The organism is Staphylococcus sp. GDY8P120P (assembly GCF_017892065.1).
Lineage (GTDB): Bacteria > Bacillota > Bacilli > Staphylococcales > Staphylococcaceae > Staphylococcus > Staphylococcus nepalensis.
Genome location: NZ_JAESKI010000003.1, coordinates 434,783 through 457,597, shown reverse-complemented (window position 1 = coordinate 457,597; position 22,815 = coordinate 434,783). Strand labels below are relative to the sequence as shown.

Here is a 22,815-nt window from a genome sequence, read left to right as displayed (position 1 = left end):
TATGGAATTTTTATCACTTGTCGTCGTTGTATTGGCAGCGTTCTTTACACCGATTTTAATAAATAGATTACGAATTACGTTTTTACCTGTTGTTGTGGCAGAAATATTAATGGGCATCATCATCGGTCATTCATTTTTAGATATTGTTGAACGTGATGCGATGTTAAATATTTTATCAACGCTAGGCTTTATTTTCTTAATGTTTTTAAGTGGTCTAGAAATTGATTTTAAAGCCTTTAAAAAAGAAAAAAACGTAACTAAAGATAAAGAAAAAAGCAAAGAGCCAGGACATTTACAATTAGCGCTCTTTGTATTTATGTTAATCATGATTATCTCAATTGCCCTAGCATATGCTTTCAAATGGTTTGGTTTAATTGACGATATCTTGCTTATGGTTATTATTATTTCAACTATTTCATTAGGCGTTGTTGTACCAACTTTAAAAGAAATGAATATTATGCGTACGACTATAGGTCAATTTATCTTGCTTGTTGCAGTTTTAGCTGACTTAGTTACGATGATATTATTAACTGTATATGGTGCTTTACATGCCTCAGGCGGCACATCACTTTGGTTAATCGGTAGCTTGGTTGTATTTGCGATTATCTTCTATTTCTTAGGTGGTATATTTAAAAAAGCGCAATTCTTGCAGAAGTTAATGGATGGCACGACGCAAATTGGTATTCGTGCAGTATTTGCACTCATCATTATGTTGGTTGCTTTAGCAGAAGGTGTTGGTGCAGAAAATATTTTAGGTGCCTTCTTAGCTGGTGTAATCGTTTCATTATTAGGTCCAGATGAAGACATGGTAGAGAAATTAGATTCATTTGGTTATGGCTTCTTTATTCCAATCTTTTTTATAATGGTTGGTGTAGATTTAAATATACCTACGTTAATAAAAGAACCATCGTTATTAATCATTATTCCATTTTTAATATTAGCATTTTTAATATCTAAATTAATACCAGTGGTGTATATACGTAGATGGTTTGATATGAAAACAACGATTTCTTCAGCATTTCTATTAACTTCTACATTGTCTTTAGTGATTGCTTCGGCGAAGATTGCAGAACAACTAGGTACAATATCTTCAGAAATATCAGGTATTTTAATTTTAAGCGCAGTGATAACATGTGTTTTTGTACCGATTATATTTAAAAAGATGTTCCCAATGCCAGATGAAGCTACGAGACAAATTGAAGTGAGCTTAATTGGTAAAAACCAATTAACCATACCGATCGCTCAAAATTTAACATCGCAACTTTACCAAGTTTCGCTTTATTATCGAAATGATTTAAGTGATAAACGTAAATTATCCGATGCAATTTCAATGATTGAAATTGCCGACTATGAAGAAGGTTTATTAGAACGCTTAGGTTTATTTGAAAGAGATATCGTGGTTTGCTCTACAAACGACGATGATATTAACCGAAAAGTTGCATTAATGGCTAAAAACCACGGTGTGAACCGAGTTATTTGTAGATTAGAAGCAAGTACAGGTGATGAAGCTTTACAAAGCGAAGGTATCGAAGTGTTTAGTGGATTCATGAGTAACAAGATTCTATTGAAAGGTTTAATAGAAACACCTAATATGCTAAACCTTTTAAGTAACGTGGAAACATCATTATATGAAATTGCAATGTTAAACCATCAGTATGATCAGATTCAATTACGTAATTTCCCATTTGATGGCGACATTATTTTTGTAAGAATTATTAGAAATAATGAATCTATCGTACCTCATGGTGATACACAATTGCGTTATAAAGACCGAGTTATTGTGACAGGTTCAAAAGAATATGTTGATGAATTAAAACGTGAACTAGAATTTTATTATTAATATAAAGGGAGTGGGCAACGAAATCGTATTAGTAAGGTATGATTTCAATCCTACTCCTATTTAATTTAAATAGAAGTTAGTAAAATAAATTGTTTAAATAATGAAACCAATGTTAAAATGAAGTTTGTTAGAATTGGCATTGAGCAAAATGATTAGTGTATTGATTATAAATTCTCGAGCCAATTTAAAATGAAAATTAAAAAAGGAGTTATTTTCATGTTAAATTTAGAAAATAAAACATTCGTCATTATGGGTATTGCAAATAAACGTAGTATCGGTTTTGGTGTAGCTAAAGTATTAGACAAATTAGGTGCGAAATTAGTTTTTACATATCGTAAAGATCGTAGTAGAAAAGAAATGGAAAAACTTGTAGAACAATTGGATCAACAAACGCCACGTATGTACCAAATAGATGTGCAAAACGATGACGATGTAATCGATGGTTTTACCAAAATTGGTGAAGAAGTGGGGCATATTGATGGTGTTTACCATTCAATTGCATTTGCTAATATGGAAGATTTGAGAGGACGTTTTTCAGACACATCTCGAGATGGTTTCTTATTAGCCCAAGATATTAGCTCATATTCATTAACAATCGTTGCAAGAGAAGCTAAAAAAATTATGCCCGAAGGCGGCAGTATCGTTGCTACAACTTATTTAGGTGGCGAATTTGCAGTACAGAATTACAATGTAATGGGCGTAGCAAAAGCGAGTCTAGAAGCCAATGTACGTTATTTAGCATTGGATCTTGGTGAAGATAATATTCGTGTGAATGCAATCTCAGCTGGTCCAATCCGTACGCTAAGCGCTAAAGGCGTTGGTGGATTTAATACGATTATGAAAGAAATTGAAGAACGTGCGCCATTAAAACGTAATGTAGACCAAGAAGAAGTTGGTAAAACAGCAGCATATTTATTAAGTGATTTATCAAGCGGTGTTACAGGAGAAAATATTCATGTAGATAGTGGCTATCATATCGTTAAATAATTCGTGAGTAAACCAATATGATAAAAAATAATATTGCTTTATAATACCAATGTATCTCAACTATTTTCACGTATTAAATGTTTATTAAAATGCAAGATAGAAATTAATGTAGCAATGTTTGAATGCTATCTTGTGTTTGTTATCAAATACTATTTAAAAGCGAACATGTTTGGGATACAAATCCCAACATTCAGCCCCAAAAAGATTTCTAACTTAGAGTATCTTCTTGGGGCTCATTTTATAACAACACTTTGTATTATTTTACGCGCTTCGCGTAGATTTAACTTGAACCTGTAGTTTTAATGTACTGCTTTTGGTTGAAGGCATGTCGCAACTTCTACTACATTTACATATCATTTTAATCAACACCACTTAATTAAATTAACAAGGAAACTTATGATAGGTAATGGTTATAACAAGACATAAGATTACGCTGCAATGGACTTATGAAAGATAAAACCGCATTAGAAATTTAAAAATACTGATACAGATTTGGCACAATAACGCGTTGGATGAATTTAGAACACAATTTACGTAAAGGAACGAAGATTGAACCAAACCAAAAGAATGATTTAAAATTCAGAGCAATGTGGGGGACAAAGACAAACAAAAACTTGTATTTGCCCTAAAATCATACAATGTAAGAAAAATAGTAGCTCAACGAGATAAAATTTCATAAAAACAAGTAAAACGTCCATTGCTATATTATTTCAATAGAAATGGACGTTTATTCTTTAATCAGGCGGCAGAGATATTGATATCCTAGCTTTTTTATTATAGGCAAGACAAGCAACTTTTTATAATTAATTAGATTTACATATTGCTTTTGTTAATGTTTACCAATTATTTTATTCTTTTACATCGCTATTTGCTTTAGCGATAATATCTTGTCGATAACGGAACACGTTGCGAACTACAGTCTTAATTACCGCGTATAGTGGTACAGCTATTAAGATAAGGCCGAATCCACCTAGATTCCCAGCAGCTAAAATGACTACAATAATAGTTAATGGATGAATGCTAAGAGATTTACCCATTACATTAGGCGTAATCACGTTACCTTCAAGTTGTTGTGCAACAAGTGTGATGATACATACCCAAATGAATATAGTAGGACTTTGTATAATAGCAATGACCCCTGCAGGAACAAAAGCCATCCAAGGACCTAAGAAAGGAATCATATTAGCTACACAAGCGAACATAACAAGTAAAAGTGTATAATTTAGACCTACAATGGAATAACCAATATATAAAATAATTCCGAGAATAATACTAACTGTAACTTGCCCTTGAATATAAGATTTAACTGTTTCATTTAAATCCTTCAATAATTCTACAGTAAATACTTTTCTATCTCCTTTAAACAATCTTGCGATAAAAGGTATAAAACGTTCATGATCTTTTAACATATAAATCAAGAAGAACGGAACCATTATTAGTAAGAACAAAGTAGAAATAAATGATGTAAGGTATCCTAACGAGTTGGATAGAATGCCAGCGATGCTATCGCTCATAGACTGAACCATTTTATTAATTCTATCTGTTACGTCATTAGGTAATCTTTCCATCTGGTCTAACGCAAAGTTTATAATGTGTTGAGCTTCATGTTGTAAAGCTGGTATTTGATTTACTAAGTTTTCAATTTGTTCGGCAATTAACGGAGCTAACACGCCAATAACAATACCTATGATTATAATTAATCCTATAAAGATGATTGTGATACTACCCCAGCGCGGGATTTTATTTTTTTCAAGTATTTTTTGAAAAGGTAAACAAATATAAAATAAGAAGCCACTTAGTAACAATGGTAATAACACCGATTGAAGAATAATAATAAAAGGTGTAAAGATAGTGTGTACTTCCATTACTAATTTGACTAGTAAAAACAGGATTAATAAAGCGATTCCTGTTCTAAACCATACCTTGTTAAGCATAGGACGGTTCCTCCTAAAAACTTTATTTGAATTTACTATTCAGTATATCTTAAAAAAAGATAGAACAAAAGATAAAATTGTGAATCTACGCGTAGAAAATATATTTATAATAAAGGATTCGCATAATATGAATATATAAGAAATTTTAATAAATAGTGTGGTATTCGTTTTAATAAATATAATATTTATTAATATACTTTCTATAAAATTTCATAACTTAATATATAAATTGTGAAAATAATAACTAAAAAAATGCGTTGCGCGGAACCTAATATATGTGTATAATATGAAAAAATATCATTTTCTATAATGGTTAAACAAGGGGGATAAGTTATGATAGAAGGTTTTTTAACTTGGCTTTATGACATTGTTTGGAGCAAGCCTTTAGTTTACGGTTTACTTATCACGGGGATTTTATTTTCACTATTTATGAAATTTTTCCAAGTAAGACATTTTAAAGAAATGATAAGGTTGATGTTTCAAGGGGAAAAATCACCAACAGGTATTTCAAGTTTTCAAGCAATTGCATTATCTTTAGCCGGTCGTGTAGGTACTGGTAATATCGTAGGTGTATCTACAGCGATATTTATTGGAGGACCTGGCGCAGTATTTTGGATGTGGGCTACGTCTTTTCTAGGCGCGAGTAGTGCGTTTATTGAATCTACACTTGGCCAAATATATAAACGTGATGAAAAGGGTCAGTACCGAGGCGGGCCAGCTTTTTATATTGAATATGGCATTAAGGGGAAAACAGGGAAAATATATGGTTTGATTTTTGCGATTGTCACTGTTATTTCAGTAGGATTATTGTTGCCCGGTGTTCAATCAAACGCAATATCTAGTTCAATGAAAAATGCATTCCAGTTAAATCCTTGGGTGATTGCTATTTTCTTAGCAATCATTATTGGACTAATTATATTTGGCGGTATCAAGTGGATTGCTAATGCTGCAACTGCAGTGGTACCATTTATGGCAATAATATATATATTAATGGCAGTTATTATTATTATCATTAATATTGAAGCAGTGCCTGCACTCTTTGCATTAATATTTAAATCTGCATTTGGGATGGAAGCGGCGTTTGGTGGCATTGTAGGCGCTATGATTGAAATTGGTGTAAAAAGAGGACTCTATTCCAATGAAGCGGGCCAAGGGACTGGACCACACGCAGCAGCAGCAGCTGAAGTTTCACACCCAGCTAAGCAAGGTTTAGTTCAAGCTTTCTCAGTCTATATAGACACATTATTTGTTTGTACAGCTACTGCACTGATCATTTTACTTTCAGGTACTTACAATGTAACTGACGGTGGCAATACACCGAGTGATAAGGCAAGCTTAATTAAGGATAATGGTATTTTTGTGGAAATGTCTAATGGTGATAAAGATTATTCCGGTACAGCAATGTATGCACAGGCAGGTATAGATAAAGCGTTACAAGGAGGCAGTTACCACTTTGACCCTGCATTCTCTGGATTAGGCTCTTATTTTATAGCTATAGCATTGTTTTTCTTTGCTTTTACTACTATTTTGGCATATTACTATATCGCAGAGACGAATATTGCGTATTTAACAAGAAATGCAAATTTTAGAACTTCTTTTATGTTTATTAATATAACAAGAATTGTCTTGATTTTAGCTACAGTATACGGTGCTGTCAAAACAGCAGATATCGCGTGGTTAATGGGAGATTTAGGCGTAGGAATGATGGCGTGGCTTAATATTATTGCGATTTGGTTATTACACAAGCCTGCCATTAATGCATTAAAAGATTATGAAATGCAGAAAAAACAATTAGGTTCTGGTAAAAAAGCAATATATAAACCAGATCCTGAGGAAGTACCTAACGCTGTATTTTGGTTAAAAGATTACCCGGAACGTTTAAGAAAAGAAAACATAAATGATTAAAACTAAATATGGAAATTAGATGGATTTTAATCGATTTATTTTAAAATAATGCGTCTCTTGGTACAATGTCATTAAGACTACGAGGGGGCGCATTTTTTTATGGATCATTTTCAACCAGGAAGAATAAATAAGATAGATTTTCCTAGTAAAATATTAGATAGAGATGTAACATTGTCTATTTATTTACCTAAAGATTTTACAGAACTGTTTAAATATAAAGTTATCTTTTGTTTTGATGGTTTAGATTTTTTCAGTTTTGGGAAAATTCACAGAACATACGAGAAATTATGGGAAGCAAATGAAATAGAAAGAGCTATCTTTGTAGGATTTCACTATGAAGATGTCGAAAAACGGAGAGCTGAATTTCACCCACGAGGAATTCGCACGCCTTTGACGGTGAAAGCTATGGCTAACGAAATTTTACCGTATATTGATGCTCAGTTTCCAACTTATAAGGTAGGTAATGGTAGGGTAGTGCTAGGTGATAGTCTAGCTGGAAGTGCAGCGTTAATGACAGCATTATCATATCCAAGAATATTTAGTCAAGTCGGCCTTTTAAGTCCTCAACATGATGATGTAATACAAACATTGATTGAGCGTTGTCAATTTCAGGAACAATTGACAATTTGGCATACAGTTGGGTTAGAAGAAGACGATTTTGCTCTGCCAACTACAGGTAAAAGCGCAGATTTTTTAACGCCTAACCGCCAGCTTAGGACAATCATTGAAAATAGTAGCATTACCTACCATTATACAGAGTTCGAAGGCGGACATAGATGGAAATCGTGGAAAAATTTACTAGATGATTTATTAAAATATTTTTTATCAGATAATATTTCTTTTTGATTATCTGAAGGAAATTTAGTTAAAAGTAACGAATTTTTATGAAATTTGATATAATGTAGTTATGTTAAACAAAGGAGGAATTTAAATGATTTTAGGATTAGCATTAATTCCGTCAAAAGCATTTCAAGATGAAGTGAACGCATATCGTAAACGTTATGATGCGCATTATGCAACAATCATGCCACATATTACGATTAAAGAACATTTCAAAATAAACGAAAGTGATCTTGAAGCTGTCAAAGAGACAATCAAATCAAGAATCGAGGGGATACCACCTGTTGAAGTACACGCGACAAAGGCATCTAACTTTGCGCCAATTACAAACGTAATTTATTTTAAAGTAGCAAAAACTGAAACTTTAGAAAAATTATTTAACCAATTTAACAGTGGTGATTTTTATGGTCGTCCGGAACATCCATTTGTGCCACATTTTACAATTGCACAAGGCTTGACGAGTCAAGAGTTCGAAGACATCTTTGGTCAATTGAACTTAGCGGGTATTGACTATAAAGAAGCAATTGAGCAACTTTCTTTAGTTTATTATGACGAAAGTGCTGAAAAATGGAAAGTATTAGAGAATTTCAATTTTGCATAATATTTTAGATGAACTTATATTTCGATGACCGAAAATATAATATTGAAACTAAAAAGGAGTCACTATCAACTTTTAGAGGATGTCTAAAAGGATAGCGACCCCTTTTTACTTGTGAATGGTTTGTTTAAATTAGCTATACTGATGTTTGTTTTTATTTTTAACAAAATATATGCCGTAAAATATTGCTAAAAATAAAAATACTAGTGCTGAAAAATAGAAAGTGTTATTAACTGATTTAGAGAATTCTGTGATTAATCCTCCAACAAGTGGACCAATCATTGATCCAAACCCTTGTACACTGTTAAACACCCCCCAAGTCTCTTCTTGTTCATCCATATGAATATGACTCGCCATAAATGTATTCCATGCAGGTAATAAGATGCCGTACATTAGCCCTATAAATAACGCAAGACCCCAAACGATTTTAATGTCTGTGATAATAGATAATGTAAATATCATTAAAGTGTATAAGACAAATCCGCTAAATATAATGCCATACATAAAAGATGTCCCGTTTTTATCGATAATTTTAGATAAAAATAGCATAGAGACTGTACAACCGATGCCGCCAATAATGATTGCCATTGTATATTCAACGGTTGAAACCCCGACGACTTTTGTTGCATATGTAGGTAGTATGGGCACTAGGGCTGTGATAGATGCACCTTGTAATAAAATACCTGGGAACAAGATGAGATGACGTTTAGTCACATTTACAATTTGGCCTAGTTGTTGTTTAACAGGTCTTGTATTGTAATTTGTAAGCCGTATTTTAACAAAGTAATATAAAATCCATGCTATGAGTACGAAGAGTGACATCATAAAAGCGAATTGTGTTGGATGTATTTTAAATATCAAGTTCATGCCGACCATACCGACTAATAAACCTAAAAGCCACGAGAAATAAACATAGCCCATTTGCTTACCGCGATTTTTTTCATCTACACTTGCTAGCATAATTACCCAAATTGGACTAACGGCAATACCTAATAAGATAGCACTCGTGATTAATACAATGGGTGATGTTGGGAACCAAATCACTAAAAATAAGCTACCAAAAGCTAATAAGAAACCCAGTGTTAACACAAGCTTGGTGCCTAAGCGTTTAAGTAAAAATCCAATGACAAAATTTGTGGACGCATCAGCAATAAAGTGAATAGAAATAGCGATAGATGTAACACCTACCGCAATAGAAGTTGCTGTCGGAAGTAACGCTAAATAACTAAGCACGTACATACCTCTAGCAAACTCCATTAAAAATAAAATGATCAACATAATTATAAAGTTTTTATTTGAGTTATAGTTAATATCATTTAACGAAGAGCTTTGCATATAAAGGAACCTTTCCATATACTTCTTCATATCGAGTAGAATGATCTAGAAGTTCTAATAAGTCTTTGCATAATTTATATGTTGAATAGGGGATGCGTGATTCACTCATTGCTTTAGTCATCTCTTTTAATGAAGTTGAATTATTAGTTAACGATGCGACCTGTTGAATCGCTTCCTTTGGTGTATAAGCGATTTTACCGTAACCTTTTTCTTCAAAGTAAATAGCATTTTCTAATTCCTGTCCTGGTGCAGGATCTAAGAAAATCATTGGTATTTGGCGTGTTAGTGCCTCTGAGATAGTAATGCCTCCAGGTTTTGTAATCATTAATTGACTGGACGCCATCCATTCATTCATTTGTTTTGTGTAACCTAAAATAAGTACGTTATCATAATCTTTAAATTGGTTAGCCAATGTGCGTTTTAACTCTTTATTTTTACCACAAATCATAACCACTTGTGAATGTGGACTTTTAGTTAAAATATCATAAATCATCTGTCCAAATCCTTTAGATACACCAAATGCACCTGCTGACATAAGGATAGTAGGTTTTTCTGGATTTAAATTATTTTGACGTAACCACGAAGTTGTATCTATATCTTTTTCAAATTTGTCAGAAATAGGGATACCTGTGACTTTTAATTGATTTCTAGGAATTCCTATTGCAGCGAACTCGTCTTTTAATTCCTCGGTAGCCAAATAATATTTTTGGGAATGAGGTGTAACCCAGTTCTTTTGCAATCTATAATCTGTCATAACTGTAGCTATTGGAATATTCATATCAAATTGTTCAGTTAATACAGACATAACTGGTGTTGGAAAAGTAAGCAAAATTAAATCCGGCTTTTCTTTTAGTAATAAATTAATTAATTTATTTAAGCCATAATATTTATAGAAGCATTTGTCAATTTGATCTGGTTTGCTATAGTAAAAAGATTTATACATATTTCTAAAATACTTAAAGCTATTGATATACCACTTTTTACATATAGAAGTCAGAATAGGGTGAGCTTCTAAAAACAAATCATGTTCTATAACTGTTAAATTGTCTAGATTCATTTCATTGAATTGGTTTACTATGCTTTGAGTAACCTGTAAATGCCCATTACCAAAAGAACCAGTAATAATCAATATTTTTTTGTTACGAGTAACCATTTTGAGTCACCCTCCAATAGTATAAATTTAGCTCATGCTAAGTTTAACGCATTTTATTGTCTTGCGAAAGAAAAAACACAATGAATAGCGATTATATCATTTTACAAATGTATGGAAAATGATTCATACTAATTTAAAAAATTATATTTTGGTAAATTTAGGTTGTCCTATATATACACAATACCACGCTTTATTTCAAAATAAGCTGAATTTAAGAAATTAAATAAATATACATGAAAAAGAAACATGAAAGAAATAATAGTCAAATAATCATTAATTGGCAATATTAGTTTCTATAAAATCGAATGAAAAAGTGTATAATAGAAGTATTGGAAATAAAGGAGCGATTAATGTTGAATGCAAATGAGTTGTTTAAAAAAATAAGGGTCAAACAAGTAATTGGAACATTAGATAGAAACATTACTGATATAACAACGGACTCGCGTACTGCTGGACAAGGAAGTATCTTTATTGCTTCTAAAGGTTATACAGTTGATAGTCATAAATTTTGTCAAGATGTCGTAAATCAAGGCTGTGAACTCATTGTAGTAAGCCATGAGCAATTATTGGCAGGAGAAGTAACTCAAATCGTTGTACCCGATACATTGCGCGTTGCAAGTTTACTTGCAAATGTATTGTTTAACTACCCAAGTAAACAACTTACTACATATGGTGTTACCGGAACAAATGGCAAAACTTCTATAGCAACAATGATACATCACATTTATAGAAAACTTAATAAAGGTAGTGCTTATTTAGGTACAAATGGCTTCCAAGTTAATGAAGAGAAGTCTAAAGGTGCAAATACTACACCAGAAACAGTTTCTTTAACCAAAAAAATACATGAAGCAGTAGAAAAAGATGCAGCAGCGATGACACTAGAAGTATCGAGTCATGGCTTGTCATTGGGACGTTTAAGCGGCGTTGATTTTGATGTAGCTATCTTTTCAAATTTGACACAAGATCATTTGGATTTTCACGGCACAATGGAAGCATATGGGCATGCTAAGTCATTATTATTCAGTCAACTAGGAGAAGATTTATCACGAGAAAAATACGTTGTGTTAAATCAAGATGATACTTTTTCAGAGTACTTGGCTTCAGTAACGCCGTTTGAAGTGTTTACTTATGGAATTGAGAATGAAGCGCAATTTATGGCTGAAAATATCAATGAATCTTTACAAGGGGTGACCTTTGATTTCAACACATCAGAAGGCGCTTTCACTGTGAAATCGCCGTACGTTGGGTTATTTAACGTATCTAATATTATGGCAGCAATGATTGCAGTTTGGAGTAAGGGCCCGTCACTCAAAGAAGTTATTCAAGCAGTTGAGCATTTGGAACCAGTTGAAGGAAGACTTGAAGTATTAGACTCATCCTTACCCATTGATTTAATTATTGATTATGCTCATACCGCAGACGGTATGGATAAGCTGATCGATGCAGTGAAACCATTTGCGAAACAACGGTTGATTTTCTTATGTGGTATGGCTGGAGAACGTGATATGGGAAAAACACCTGAAATGGGGCGAGTTGCATGTAGAGCAGATTATGTTATATTCACGCCGGATAATCCGGCCAATGATGACCCAAAAAAATTAACTAGAGGATTAGCTAAAGGGGCTACACACAACAATTATGTAGAGTTTGAGGATCGTGCTGAAGGTATTCGTCACGCTATTGAGATTGCTAACCCTGGAGATACAGTCGTATTAGCTTCAAAAGGACGCGAACCTTATCAAATTATGCCAGGCCATGTAAAAGTACCACATAGAGATGATTTGATTGGTTTAGAAGCTGCTTATAAAAAATTTGGTGGTGGTCCTGTTGAAGATTAAATATATAGAACATGATGGCGTCAATATACGTAGTTATATTTATGAGAATAAAAGCGATGGGTTATACCTGATCGTTATACCAGACTTAAATTGGTCAATAGAAATTGAATCTTCATTAAATGAAGATGATATCAAGGAGGAACTTGTGATACACTTGTTTACGTTACTTGATGAATCAACAGCAGAACAGATTGCTGATGTTATTGGTCAATGGATATTTGAGAATTAAAGGAGAGAACAAATGAGTATAAAGGAAGAAGTAGAATCTAGAAAAACTTTTGCGATTATATCTCACCCTGATGCTGGTAAAACCACTTTAACAGAAAAATTACTATTATTTGGTGGTGCAATTAGAGAAGCAGGGACAGTAAAAGGTAAAAAAAGTGGGAAATTCGCGACAAGTGACTGGATGAAAGTCGAGCAAGAACGTGGTATCTCAGTTACAAGTTCAGTTATGCAATTTGACTATGATCATTATAAAATCAATATTTTAGATACCCCTGGTCACGAAGATTTTTCTGAAGACACATACAGAACCTTAATGGCTGTTGATAGCGCAGTAATGGTTATCGACTGTGCCAAAGGTATTGAACCACAAACTTTAAAATTGTTTAAAGTTTGTAAAATGAGAGGCATACCTATTTTTACCTTTATCAATAAATTAGATAGAGTAGGTAAAGAACCATTTGAATTATTAGATGAAATTGAATCTACATTAGAAATAGAAACTTACCCAATGAATTGGCCAGTAGGTATGGGACAAAATTTCTTCGGCGTTATTGACCGCGGTACACACACAATTGAGCCATTCAGAGATGAACAAAATGTGCTTCATTTAAACGAAGATTATGAACTAGAAGAAGATCACCACATTAAAGATGATAGTGCGTTTACACAAGCAATCGAAGAATTAATGCTTGTAGAAGAAGCGGGAGAAACTTTTGATAACGAAGCATTAAGCACAGGTGATTTAACACCCGTATTCTTTGGTTCAGCATTAGCCAACTTTGGTGTGCAAAATTTCTTGAATGCTTATGTTGATCATGCACCGATGCCAAGCGCACGACAAACTAAAGAAGACATTGAAGTCAGTCCATATGACCAAGATTTTTCAGGCTTTATATTTAAAATACAAGCGAATATGGATCCAAAGCATAGAGATAGAATTGCGTTTATGCGCGTAGTCAGTGGCGCATTTGAACGTGGTATGGACGTCACGTTACAACGTACGAAAAAGAAACAAAAAATAACACGTTCAACTTCGTTTATGGCTGATGATAAAGCGACAGTCAATCATGCAGTAGCTGGAGATATCATAGGATTGTATGATACAGGTAATTATCAAATTGGTGATACCTTGGTAGGAGGAAATCAAAAATTTAGTTTCCAAGAACTACCACAATTCACACCAGAATTATTTATGAAAGTTTCTGCTAAAAACGTGATGAAACAAAAACATTTCCATAAAGGTATAGAACAATTAGTTCAAGAAGGCGCAATTCAGTATTATAAAACATTGCATACCAACCAAATTCTCATTGGTGCAGTAGGACAACTACAATTCGAAGTGTTTGAGCATCGTCTTAAAAATGAATATAATGTAGATGTCGTAATGGAACCTGTAGGTCCAAAAATTGCAAGATGGGTTGAAAACGAAGCAGATATTAAAGATAACATGAGTTCATCGCGTTCTATTTTAGTCAAAGACGTATATGATAATTATGTATTTTTATTTGAAAATGAATTTGCTACGAGATGGTTTGAAGAGAAATTTCCAGAAATTAAATTATACAGTTTGTTATAAAGTGATTAATTGTGTATAATACTATATTATTAATAGAATACCTATGACTTTGTAGTCAGAGGGGAGTAATTCAACTTTTTTAAAGAGATATATGAAGTAGCGATATCGTTTGAACATATCTGTTTTATATATCTTTTTAACATAGTCATTTTATCGTCATTACGAAACATGCAATGTTTCCGGTAAAATGGGCAGAATGATACTGTCGAGTGAGACCTTTGCTATAAATGTTACAAACACCAAAAATTTACAAACATACTAACGTTTTATTATATTTTAGTATGTTTGTATCATTGACGATGTGGGTAGCATTTACTTAGCTTAGGTCTCTATTTTTATGTTAAAAACTAAAGGAGTTGGCCTATATGGATCCGAGTTTAATATTACCTTATTTATGGGTGCTTGTCGTACTAGTATTTTTAGAAGGTTTATTAGCAGCAGATAATGCTGTTGTAATGGCAGTTATGGTTAAACATTTGCCACCAGAGCAACGTAAAAAAGCCTTATTTTATGGTTTGTTAGGTGCGTTTATTTTTCGTTTCATTTCTTTATTCTTAATAAGTATTATCGCGCATTTTTGGTGGATACAAGCGCTAGGCGCACTTTATCTATTGTACATGTCCATTAAAAATCTCATATCCTTCTTTAAAGAGAAAGAGCATCATGTAGATGATGGTACAGACGATCACCACTTTGATGAATCTGGAGAAGAAATACATGCAAGTCCAAAAGCATTTTGGGGTACTGTGTTAAAAGTAGAATTTGCGGATATCGCGTTTGCAATCGATTCTATGTTAGCAGCACTTGCTATCGCAGTTACTTTACCTACTGTAGGTATACATTTTGGAGGTATGGACTTAGGCCAGTTTGCTGTGATGTTCTTAGGCGGTATGTTAGGTGTAATCATTATGCGTTTCGCAGCAACTTGGTTTGTCAACTTACTTAATAAATATCCTGGCTTAGAAGGTGCAGCATTTGCTATCGTTGGATGGGTAGGTATTAAATTGGTTATTATGGTACTCGCACATCCTGATATTAAAATATTGCCAGAGCATTTCCCACATAGTATTGCATGGCAATCTATCTTCTGGACAGTTATGATTGTACTTGTCATCATTGGTTGGTTGACTTCTGTCAAAAATAATAAAAAAGAAAATAAATAATATATTTAACTTGTAAACAACGCAATAATAGGGTGTCATATCAAATAGGTGTGAATATCTATACTAAGCATATTTTAGTTTAGTTAACCACTGGTAAAGACCTTATTTGATACGAAGCTATTTATTTGGAACTGTGTCTGATCAAGTGGACAATTAAATAATTAAAGTTTTTAGCGAGGCTGATTTCATATCATTTATGAGGTCAGCCATTTTTAATATCATGCATCCATAAAGAAAAATAGAACGGTAGTTTTTCTTATCACATATATGTAGTAAAATTAGAATTTTTTGTTACAAGGGTCTATAATCTGTAGTATGCTATTTTTATATGACAAAATAGAGCAGAAAAATGATATATGATATGTCATAATATAGTTATAATAAAGAAGTATTAGGGGGGATTATTGTGACGCAAAATAAAAAACATGTCATCCCAAAAGGGAAATACGGTCGTAAGCGACGCGAATATTTTCATAATGAGGAACGGGAGCAGCGTGTCCAACAAGAGCGTAAAGCTAGAAAACAGCGTGAAGAAAGAGCTGAAATTCTTGCTAAAAACAATGAAGAACGTGTTAAAGAAAACCTGAGAAAGGCACGCATAGAAAAACTTACACAAGAAGAAATTCAGCAACAACAAGCAACTGCTGCTGCGCGTAATTCAACATATTCACAAGGAGAAACCACTGATCAGCAAATCCCTTTAGATGATACATTTAATGAAGCATCAAAGCAAATTGACAACGAGGATAAACATGCAACAGATAAACAGCCATCAAAACTTACCGTTGATAATCAAGGCAGTGGTTTGAATCAAGATGAACCGAACATACAAGATACACAGCTAAAAAAAGAACAAGAGGAGCACTTTTATTCAGAAAATGCACAACAGTCTAGAGTTGATCATTATTTAAATGATGATGAAAATAAGACTCAACCTCATAACCCAAAATTAGAGGAATCAGAGCAACTGCATCAATCTAAATCAGAAACTGAAACTAAAGGTGAACAACGTACTACAGAAAAGGTAAGGACGTTTTTTATTGAGCATTGGGCTAAAATTTTAATCATTGTTGCAATTATTGTGCTATTAATATTAATACAAGCAATATTTAAAAATGTTGATGATAATGGCAGTTCAAATCACAATGCTTTCAATGATACTCAAGATACAGACAAAACATACACAACAACAATGAAAAGTGCAAATAACGCAATTCATTCCGTAGTAACTGTTGAAAATGACACAAGTAATGATACAACCTCTGCTGAAAAAGAGACACAAGAAGCAGGAAAAGAGAATGAATTAGGTTCAGGTGTCGTCTACAAAAAAGTGGGCGACTCTATTTTTATTATGACGAACGCACATGTTGTTGGAGATAAAAAAGAGCAAAAGATTACATATGGCAACGATGATTATTCAATTGGGAAGGTGATTGGAGCAGATAAATACTCAGATATCGCTGTGGTTAAAGCCAAAGTTAAATCAGATAGTGACGTTAAACCAATTAAAATGGGAGATTCTAGTAAATTAGTGTTAGGAGAACCTATTATAGTAGTTGGAAATCCATTAGGTGTAGATTTTAAAGGCAGTATATCAAATGGCATTGTTTCAGGACTAAATCGACATATTCCAGTTGATATTGACAAAGACAATCAATATGATGTATTGATGAGTGCTTTTCAAATGGATGCACCAGTCAACCCAGGTAATTCTGGTGGCGCAGTTATTGATAGAGAGAGTAAATTGGTCGGCATAGCGTCTCTGAAAATAGACATGGACAATGTGGAAGGTATAGCCTTTGCGATTCCTATTAATGATGCTGAAAGTATTGCTAAGCAACTAGAAGATAAAGGTGAAGTTAAATATCCTAATACGGGTATCACAATTGCCAATATAGGCGACATTAATGACTCGACAAAACAATCCATTAATCTACCTGATGATGTAAATAAAGGTGTATTTATAGGGGAAGTAAAAAAAGATTCATTAGCTGAAAAATCTGGGTTGCAAAAAAATGATGTCATAGTAGAATTAGATGGTAAAGAATTAGAAGATAACCTTAGATATAGACAAATTATTTTTAGCCATAAAGATGATTTGAAAACATTGCCAGCCAAAATATATAGAGATGGCAAAGAAAAGGATATTAAGATTAAACTGAAATAACGTTGAGGTGATGAAACGTTGTCCATTTTCAATCAATTGTTAAAAAAATCAAGTCCTCAACAAGGGATTGTGATGTATTATATAGTGGCGATTATTGTAGCATTTTTAATGCTTAATTTGCCTTTTGTACATAAATCCAATATAACGGTTGACCCAATTGATTCATTGTTTGTTGCGGTATCTGGCGTGAGTGTAACAGGCTTATCACCTGTTAATATAATCGATACATACACGACATTCGGTCAGATTATTATAATGATTATACTCAATATGGGCGGTATTGGTGTTATGGCTATCGGTACCATGTTGTGGGTTGTATTAGGTAAACATATTGGTATGCGTGAGCGTCAATTAATTATGCTAGATAATAATAAACATACAATGAGTGGAACTGTAAAATTGATTTTAGATATCGTTCGTACAATTCTAATCATAGAACTTGTGGGTGCATCGTTATTAGCATTTTATTTTTACAGAGATACGCCAGATATTCAATATGCAATTATGCAAGGTATGTTTGTATCCGTATCTGCAACAACAAACGGTGGACTTGATATTACTGGGCAATCACTCATACCGTATGCAAATGACTATTTTGTGCAAACAATAGTAATGTTTTTAATTATGTTAGGTTCCATAGGCTTTCCAGTCCTATTAGAAGTGAAAGCGTATATTAAAAATAGAATACCAAATTTTAGATTTTCATTATTTGCCAAGATTACAACGGTAACTTATTTTGCGTTATTTATTTTTGGTGTATTAATCATATTATTATTAGAACATAATCAAGCATTTCAAAATATGAGTTGGCATAAGTCATTATTTTACGCATTATTTCAATCAGCAACAACAAGAAGTGCTGGTTTACAGACATTGGATGTAAGTGGATTTGGTGAAGGTACTAATATAGTGATGGGTATCCTAATGTTTATAGGATCTTCACCAAGCTCGGTTGGCGGTGGTATTCGAACTACGACCTTTGCTATTTTAATATTGTTTTTATTAAACTTTAGTAATCAACCAGAAAAAACATCTATCAAAGCCTTTAATCGCGAAATTCATATTACAGATGTTCAGCGTTCCTTTGCTGTATTTATCATGGCTAGTATACTGACATTCGCGAGCATGATATTTATACTCGTTGTAGAAAATGGTAAAGTATCATTTTTACAAGCGTTTTTTGAGGTTATGTCAGCGTTTGGAACATGCGGACTGTCTTTGGGTATCACAGATGATGTTAATGATATGACCAAAGGTGTGTTAATGCTATTAATGTTAATCGGACGCGTTGGTTTAATTAGTTTTATTATTATGATCGGTGGACGTAGAGAACCTGATAAATTTCATTATCCTAAAGAACGTATACAAATCGGCTAATTATAAAAATTATTTTAAAGAGCAAAGTGGATTGTGTCAGTTTGTATAATGATCAGTGCCAGTACATCTCATCATTGATGTATTGGCGCTTTTATATTGTGGGCTAAATTGAAAATTAAACTGCTATATATAACTTGAAAAAATACTAGCATTATTATTTCAAGCTATTTTAGAAACGTGTTAGACTAGTGTTAATGAGGGGAGAGGCGTATGAAAAAAAGTGAAAAAATTGCAATAGATATCATTACTACTTCCGATATGCATAGTTATTTTCAAAGCGGTGAAAATAATTCAAATATTTATAGAGCAGGTTCCTATGTTAAAGATGTAAGAGAAACGAATGAGCATGTCATTTTATTAGATAGTGGCGGTAGTTTAGCCGGCTCATTAGCAGCATTTTATTACGCTATTGTTGCACCTTATAAGCGTCATCCCATGATTAAATTAATGAACGCCATGCAGTATGACGCAAGTGGTATTAGTCCAAATGAATTTAAATTTGGCTTGTCATTCTTTTCAAGAGCCGTATCATTATCTAGATTCCCATGGCTATCTGCAAATATTGAATATAAACGTACGAAAGAACCATACTTCTCCACGCCATATACAATTAAAGAAATAGAAGGCGTTAAGATCGCAATTGTGGGTTTAACTTCAGATGGATTGATGGAACGTGAACATTTTGAGATGGAAAACGATGTACGTATTGAAAAAACATTACGTTCTTCTAAGCGATGGATTCGATTTATTCACGAAACTGAAATGCCTGACTTTTTAGTTGTTATTTATCATGGCGGACTTAATCAACTTAATAAAACATCTAATGAGCGAGAGCAACATGTGAATGAAGCAGAAAAAATTATGCAAACTTTAGGTGTTATTGATTTATTGATAACTGGACATCAACATCAAACATTTATTGGTAGGGATGATCAAACGCTTTACGTTCAAGCAGGGCAGAATGCCGAACAGCTGATTCATGTAATGATTAATTTTAAGAAACGTACGAATTCATATGAACTAGAAGATGTAAATTCCAAAATTGTGGATTTGAATGATTATCCAGAAGATGCAGCTTTATTAGATTTAACATTTTATGATAGAAAAGCAGTTTGTCACTGGAGTGAAGAGGTAATCAACGAAAAGGCAGTATCAGCATCGGTCAATGGATTAGGAGATGTGATTACTAAACCGCATCCATTTACGCAGCTATTACATGATAGTATTCGTTTGGCGTATGACTATGATATATCTTGCGTTCATTTACCTACAAGTGGTGAAAAAGGGCTCAATGGCATTATCACAAATGAAGATTTATTCAATGCGTATCCACATCCTGATGTACCAGTTGATTTAACAATGAAAGGCCAACAAATTCAAGCTATATTAGAATATTGTTATTCTCACATTGAATTCAGTCACGGTGAACTAAGTTTAACAATTGTAGATGAAACGCTATGTACTTTTTGGCAAGGGGTCGATTATACTATCGATATGAATGCCGAACCATTTAACCGCGTGACGTTAAAAAATATAAAATTAGAGCATATGTACCGTGTTAGCATGACTGATTACTGCTATAGGAATTACAAACAATATCTAGAAAATGCAGTAATCCATGAAACAGATGAAATTACCATGGTAGAATTAATCGCTCGAAATTTAAAAAATAATGATTATCAAATACAGCAAAAGCAAACATTCGATGTGAAACTTTGACATGTGAAATGTTTTGTTAATAGACAACGCGTTATGAAATAAAGGAAAATATCCAAAACTTTTAATAAAAAGTAATACATGAATAAAATAAGAGGAGCCTTAAACATTTCAAAATGTCTAAGGCTCCTCTACATCATTATTAATAGACTTGATTATCCAAGTTGGATTAGCCATGGAATATTAATAGAATAACAACTGCAACAATTTGTGCTATTACAGTCGTAGCAATTCTACGTGTATAATAATAGCTTAATGAAAGTACTAATTGAACTATAAATACGAAGAAAACAATCCACATTTTATCTAAATAGAAAAATAATGAAGCAGAACAGATTGCTGTTATTAATACACTTAACCACATAGGAATATTTAATTTTAGTAATTCTTTTTGTAGTACAGTTCTCATATAAAGTTCATGACATGGTATCACAAATAATAGAGTAACTAACATCTGCCATTTAAAGTATACACCCGTACGAGTTAATTCTTTAATCAGTGAAGCGTATTTAATATCTGGCGAGATTGCTGCTATAATAAGCTGTATAATTATAAGTACGATACCTGTAATTATACCCATACCAAGAGAAGTTAATAACCTTTTAGATTCAATATCTCTTTGGTAAAATATATAGCTAATACCTGCTATAAGCATAATGCCCGTATAAAGGTACCAATATTCTTGCTTTTCGCCCCACATAATATACAAAATAATGTGGAATACGATAAAGCTTATGATAAACCAGATTAACGCGTTTGAAATTCTATTCATATAACTATCCTTCTTGTTCGACGATTGTATATCGTTTGTGATTGATGACAGTTTTTTCAGGCAAGTCTAGATCATTAAAATTTTCCATAATTGTTAGGTCTACAATTACTGAATTATCATTAATTTTTTCTACGCGGCCTTTTAAACCGTCATAAAATTCTACTATATTTCCCACTTCTGCAACAGTCATTTTTAGTCCTCCCTAGAAATGCTAACTAGATAGTATTATACAAAAAATCTTAAGACAAATAAACAAATAACCATTAAATATATTGTTATCCTTCTTTTTTTGAAAAATATTGAGAAAATCAGTTAAATGATTGGCATTTTTTATAAAAGTATTGCATAAATAAGGTAAGGGTATATTGAGGAAAAGGAGTGCAGTAAATGAAATTTATAAGTAATCATAATATTACCGATCCCACTTTAAATTTGGCAATGGAAGAATATATTTTAAAAAATATGCCGAATGATGACAGTTATTTTCTTTTTTATATAAATCGACCTTCAATTATTATTGGTAAAAATCAAAATACAATTGAAGAAGTTAATCAACCGTATATTGATGAACACGGTATAGATGTAGTAAGACGTATCTCTGGCGGGGGCGCAGTGTACCATGATACGGGTAATTTAAATTTTAGTTTTATAACCGATGATGACGGTAATAGTTTTCATAATTTTAAAAAATTCACTGAACCTATTGTAGAAGCTTTAAAATCTCTTGGTTTAGATGCTGAAATGAGTGGTAGAAACGATATTCAAGTTGGTAACGCCAAAATATCAGGCAATGCAATGGTCAAAGTAAAAGATAGAATGTTTAGCCACGGTACATTAATGTTGAATAGCGAGCTTAACGAAGTTCAAAATGCTTTAAGAGTAAACCCAGCTAAAATTAAATCTAAAGGCATTAAATCTGTAAGAAGCCGTGTGGCAAACATTTCAGAGTTTTTAGAAGAACCGTTAGATATTGATACATTTAAAGAAATTATTTTAAAAACGATATTCGGTGAAGCTAAGCAAGTTGAAGAATATAAACTCTCGGATAAAGATTGGGAGAATATTGAGAAGTTAAGCAATGAGAAATATCGAACTTGGGAATGGAATTATGGTCGAAACCCGAAATATAATTTCGAACGAGAAGAAAAATTTGAAAAAGGTTTTGTACAAATTAAATTAGATGTTAAAAAAGGTAGAATCGAACATGCTAAAATTTTTGGTGATTTCTTTGGCGTGGGGGATGTTACTGAATTAGAACACGCTTTAGAAGGCACATTACATGATTTTGACAGTATTGAAGAAGCATTAGCAGATTATGATATTTTCCATTATTTCGGTGACATTGACCGACACGAACTGATTAGATTAATGTCATAAATAAATACA

The 22,815-nt window shown here is 32.9% G+C and carries 18 protein-coding genes; 13 read left to right on the top strand and 5 right to left on the bottom strand.

The window, feature by feature from the left end; translation table 11 throughout:
* Position 1: 1 nt before the first annotated feature.
* Together KA900_RS04225 and fabI are read left to right on the top strand one after the other, a co-directional pair.
* Positions 2-1,840 carry a monovalent cation:proton antiporter family protein gene (locus tag KA900_RS04225; RefSeq protein ID WP_096810467.1) on the top strand — a complete coding sequence of 613 codons (1,839 nt, stop codon included), beginning with the start codon at positions 2-4 and terminating at the stop codon, positions 1,838-1,840.
* A 216-nt stretch (positions 1,841-2,056) separates the two neighbouring features.
* Positions 2,057-2,827, top strand: a complete 771-nt coding sequence (fabI, locus tag KA900_RS04220; RefSeq protein WP_096810466.1) for an enoyl-ACP reductase FabI — start codon at positions 2,057-2,059, stop codon at positions 2,825-2,827.
* Positions 2,828-3,675: 848 nt separating this feature from the next.
* On the opposite strand, the gene cozEa is transcribed toward fabI, so the two are convergent.
* The gene (cozEa, locus tag KA900_RS04215; RefSeq protein ID WP_103373248.1) at positions 3,676-4,761 is read right to left on the bottom strand and encodes a lipoteichoic acid biosynthesis protein CozEa; all 1,086 of its coding nucleotides are present in this window, start codon (positions 4,759-4,761) and stop codon (positions 3,676-3,678) included.
* Positions 4,762-5,094: 333 nt separating this feature from the next.
* Here cozEa and KA900_RS04210 point away from each other — a divergent pair, with 333 nt between their 5' ends.
* The 3 genes from KA900_RS04210 (at position 5,095) to KA900_RS04200 (ending at position 8,107) form a co-directional block, all read left to right on the top strand.
* Positions 5,095-6,666 carry an alanine/glycine:cation symporter family protein gene (locus KA900_RS04210; RefSeq protein WP_115342316.1) on the top strand — a complete coding sequence of 524 codons (1,572 nt, stop codon included), beginning with the start codon at positions 5,095-5,097 and terminating at the stop codon, positions 6,664-6,666.
* 99 nt (positions 6,667-6,765) lie between these two features.
* Complete coding sequence (locus KA900_RS04205) at positions 6,766-7,512, top strand: esterase family protein (RefSeq protein ID WP_096810463.1); 747 nt, start codon at positions 6,766-6,768, stop codon at positions 7,510-7,512.
* Between the two features lie 85 nt (positions 7,513-7,597).
* On the top strand, positions 7,598-8,107 hold the full coding sequence (locus KA900_RS04200) for a YjcG family protein (RefSeq protein WP_096810462.1): 510 nt from the start codon (positions 7,598-7,600) through the stop codon (positions 8,105-8,107).
* Between the two features lie 129 nt (positions 8,108-8,236).
* Here KA900_RS04200 and ltaA read toward each other — a convergent pair whose 3' ends face one another.
* Both ltaA and KA900_RS04190 read right to left on the bottom strand, forming a co-directional pair.
* The gene (ltaA, locus tag KA900_RS04195; RefSeq protein ID WP_182478052.1) at positions 8,237-9,439 is read right to left on the bottom strand and encodes a lipoteichoic acid biosynthesis MFS flippase LtaA; all 1,203 of its coding nucleotides are present in this window, start codon (positions 9,437-9,439) and stop codon (positions 8,237-8,239) included.
* Positions 9,417-10,592 carry a diglucosyl diacylglycerol synthase gene (locus KA900_RS04190; protein WP_115342314.1) on the bottom strand — a complete coding sequence of 392 codons (1,176 nt, stop codon included), beginning with the start codon at positions 10,590-10,592 and terminating at the stop codon, positions 9,417-9,419. Before KA900_RS04190 ends, ltaA begins: the two co-directional genes overlap by 23 nt.
* 353 nt (positions 10,593-10,945) lie before the next feature.
* Here KA900_RS04190 and KA900_RS04185 point away from each other — a divergent pair, with 353 nt between their 5' ends.
* The 7 genes from KA900_RS04185 (at position 10,946) to KA900_RS04155 (ending at position 20,660) form a co-directional block, all read left to right on the top strand.
* Positions 10,946-12,430 (top strand): UDP-N-acetylmuramoyl-L-alanyl-D-glutamate--L-lysine ligase, encoded by a 1,485-nt coding sequence (locus tag KA900_RS04185; protein WP_210139333.1) that lies wholly within the window; start codon positions 10,946-10,948, stop codon positions 12,428-12,430.
* Positions 12,420-12,659 (top strand): YueH family protein, encoded by a 240-nt coding sequence (locus KA900_RS04180; protein ID WP_103373097.1) that lies wholly within the window; start codon positions 12,420-12,422, stop codon positions 12,657-12,659. The genes KA900_RS04185 and KA900_RS04180 overlap by 11 nt, the downstream gene beginning before the upstream one ends.
* 12 nt (positions 12,660-12,671) lie before the next feature.
* Positions 12,672-14,234, top strand: coding sequence for a peptide chain release factor 3 (locus KA900_RS04175; protein WP_115342313.1), 1,563 nt, complete (start codon positions 12,672-12,674; stop codon positions 14,232-14,234).
* A gap of 365 nt (positions 14,235-14,599) precedes the next feature.
* The gene (locus KA900_RS04170) at positions 14,600-15,397 is read left to right on the top strand and encodes a TerC family protein (protein ID WP_096810457.1); all 798 of its coding nucleotides are present in this window, start codon (positions 14,600-14,602) and stop codon (positions 15,395-15,397) included.
* A 406-nt stretch (positions 15,398-15,803) separates the two neighbouring features.
* The gene (locus tag KA900_RS04165) at positions 15,804-17,564 is read left to right on the top strand and encodes a S1C family serine protease (protein WP_210139321.1); all 1,761 of its coding nucleotides are present in this window, start codon (positions 15,804-15,806) and stop codon (positions 17,562-17,564) included.
* 18 nt (positions 17,565-17,582) lie between these two features.
* Positions 17,583-18,941, top strand: a complete 1,359-nt coding sequence (locus tag KA900_RS04160) for a TrkH family potassium uptake protein (protein WP_103373095.1) — start codon at positions 17,583-17,585, stop codon at positions 18,939-18,941.
* 210 nt (positions 18,942-19,151) lie between these two features.
* Complete coding sequence (locus KA900_RS04155; RefSeq protein ID WP_119488129.1) at positions 19,152-20,660, top strand: bifunctional metallophosphatase/5'-nucleotidase; 1,509 nt, start codon at positions 19,152-19,154, stop codon at positions 20,658-20,660.
* 166 nt (positions 20,661-20,826) lie between these two features.
* On the opposite strand, the gene KA900_RS04150 is transcribed toward KA900_RS04155, so the two are convergent.
* Positions 20,827-21,429 (bottom strand): CPBP family glutamic-type intramembrane protease, encoded by a 603-nt coding sequence (locus KA900_RS04150; RefSeq protein ID WP_096810453.1) that lies wholly within the window; start codon positions 21,427-21,429, stop codon positions 20,827-20,829.
* 4 nt (positions 21,430-21,433) lie between these two features.
* The gene (locus KA900_RS04145; protein ID WP_002508073.1) at positions 21,434-21,619 is read right to left on the bottom strand and encodes a YkvS family protein; all 186 of its coding nucleotides are present in this window, start codon (positions 21,617-21,619) and stop codon (positions 21,434-21,436) included.
* Positions 21,620-21,816: 197 nt separating this feature from the next.
* On the opposite strand from KA900_RS04145, the gene lplA reads away from it, so the two are divergent.
* Positions 21,817-22,806, top strand: a complete 990-nt coding sequence (gene lplA / locus KA900_RS04140) for a lipoate--protein ligase (protein ID WP_115342310.1) — start codon at positions 21,817-21,819, stop codon at positions 22,804-22,806.
* The last annotated feature ends 9 nt before the right edge of the window (positions 22,807-22,815 follow it).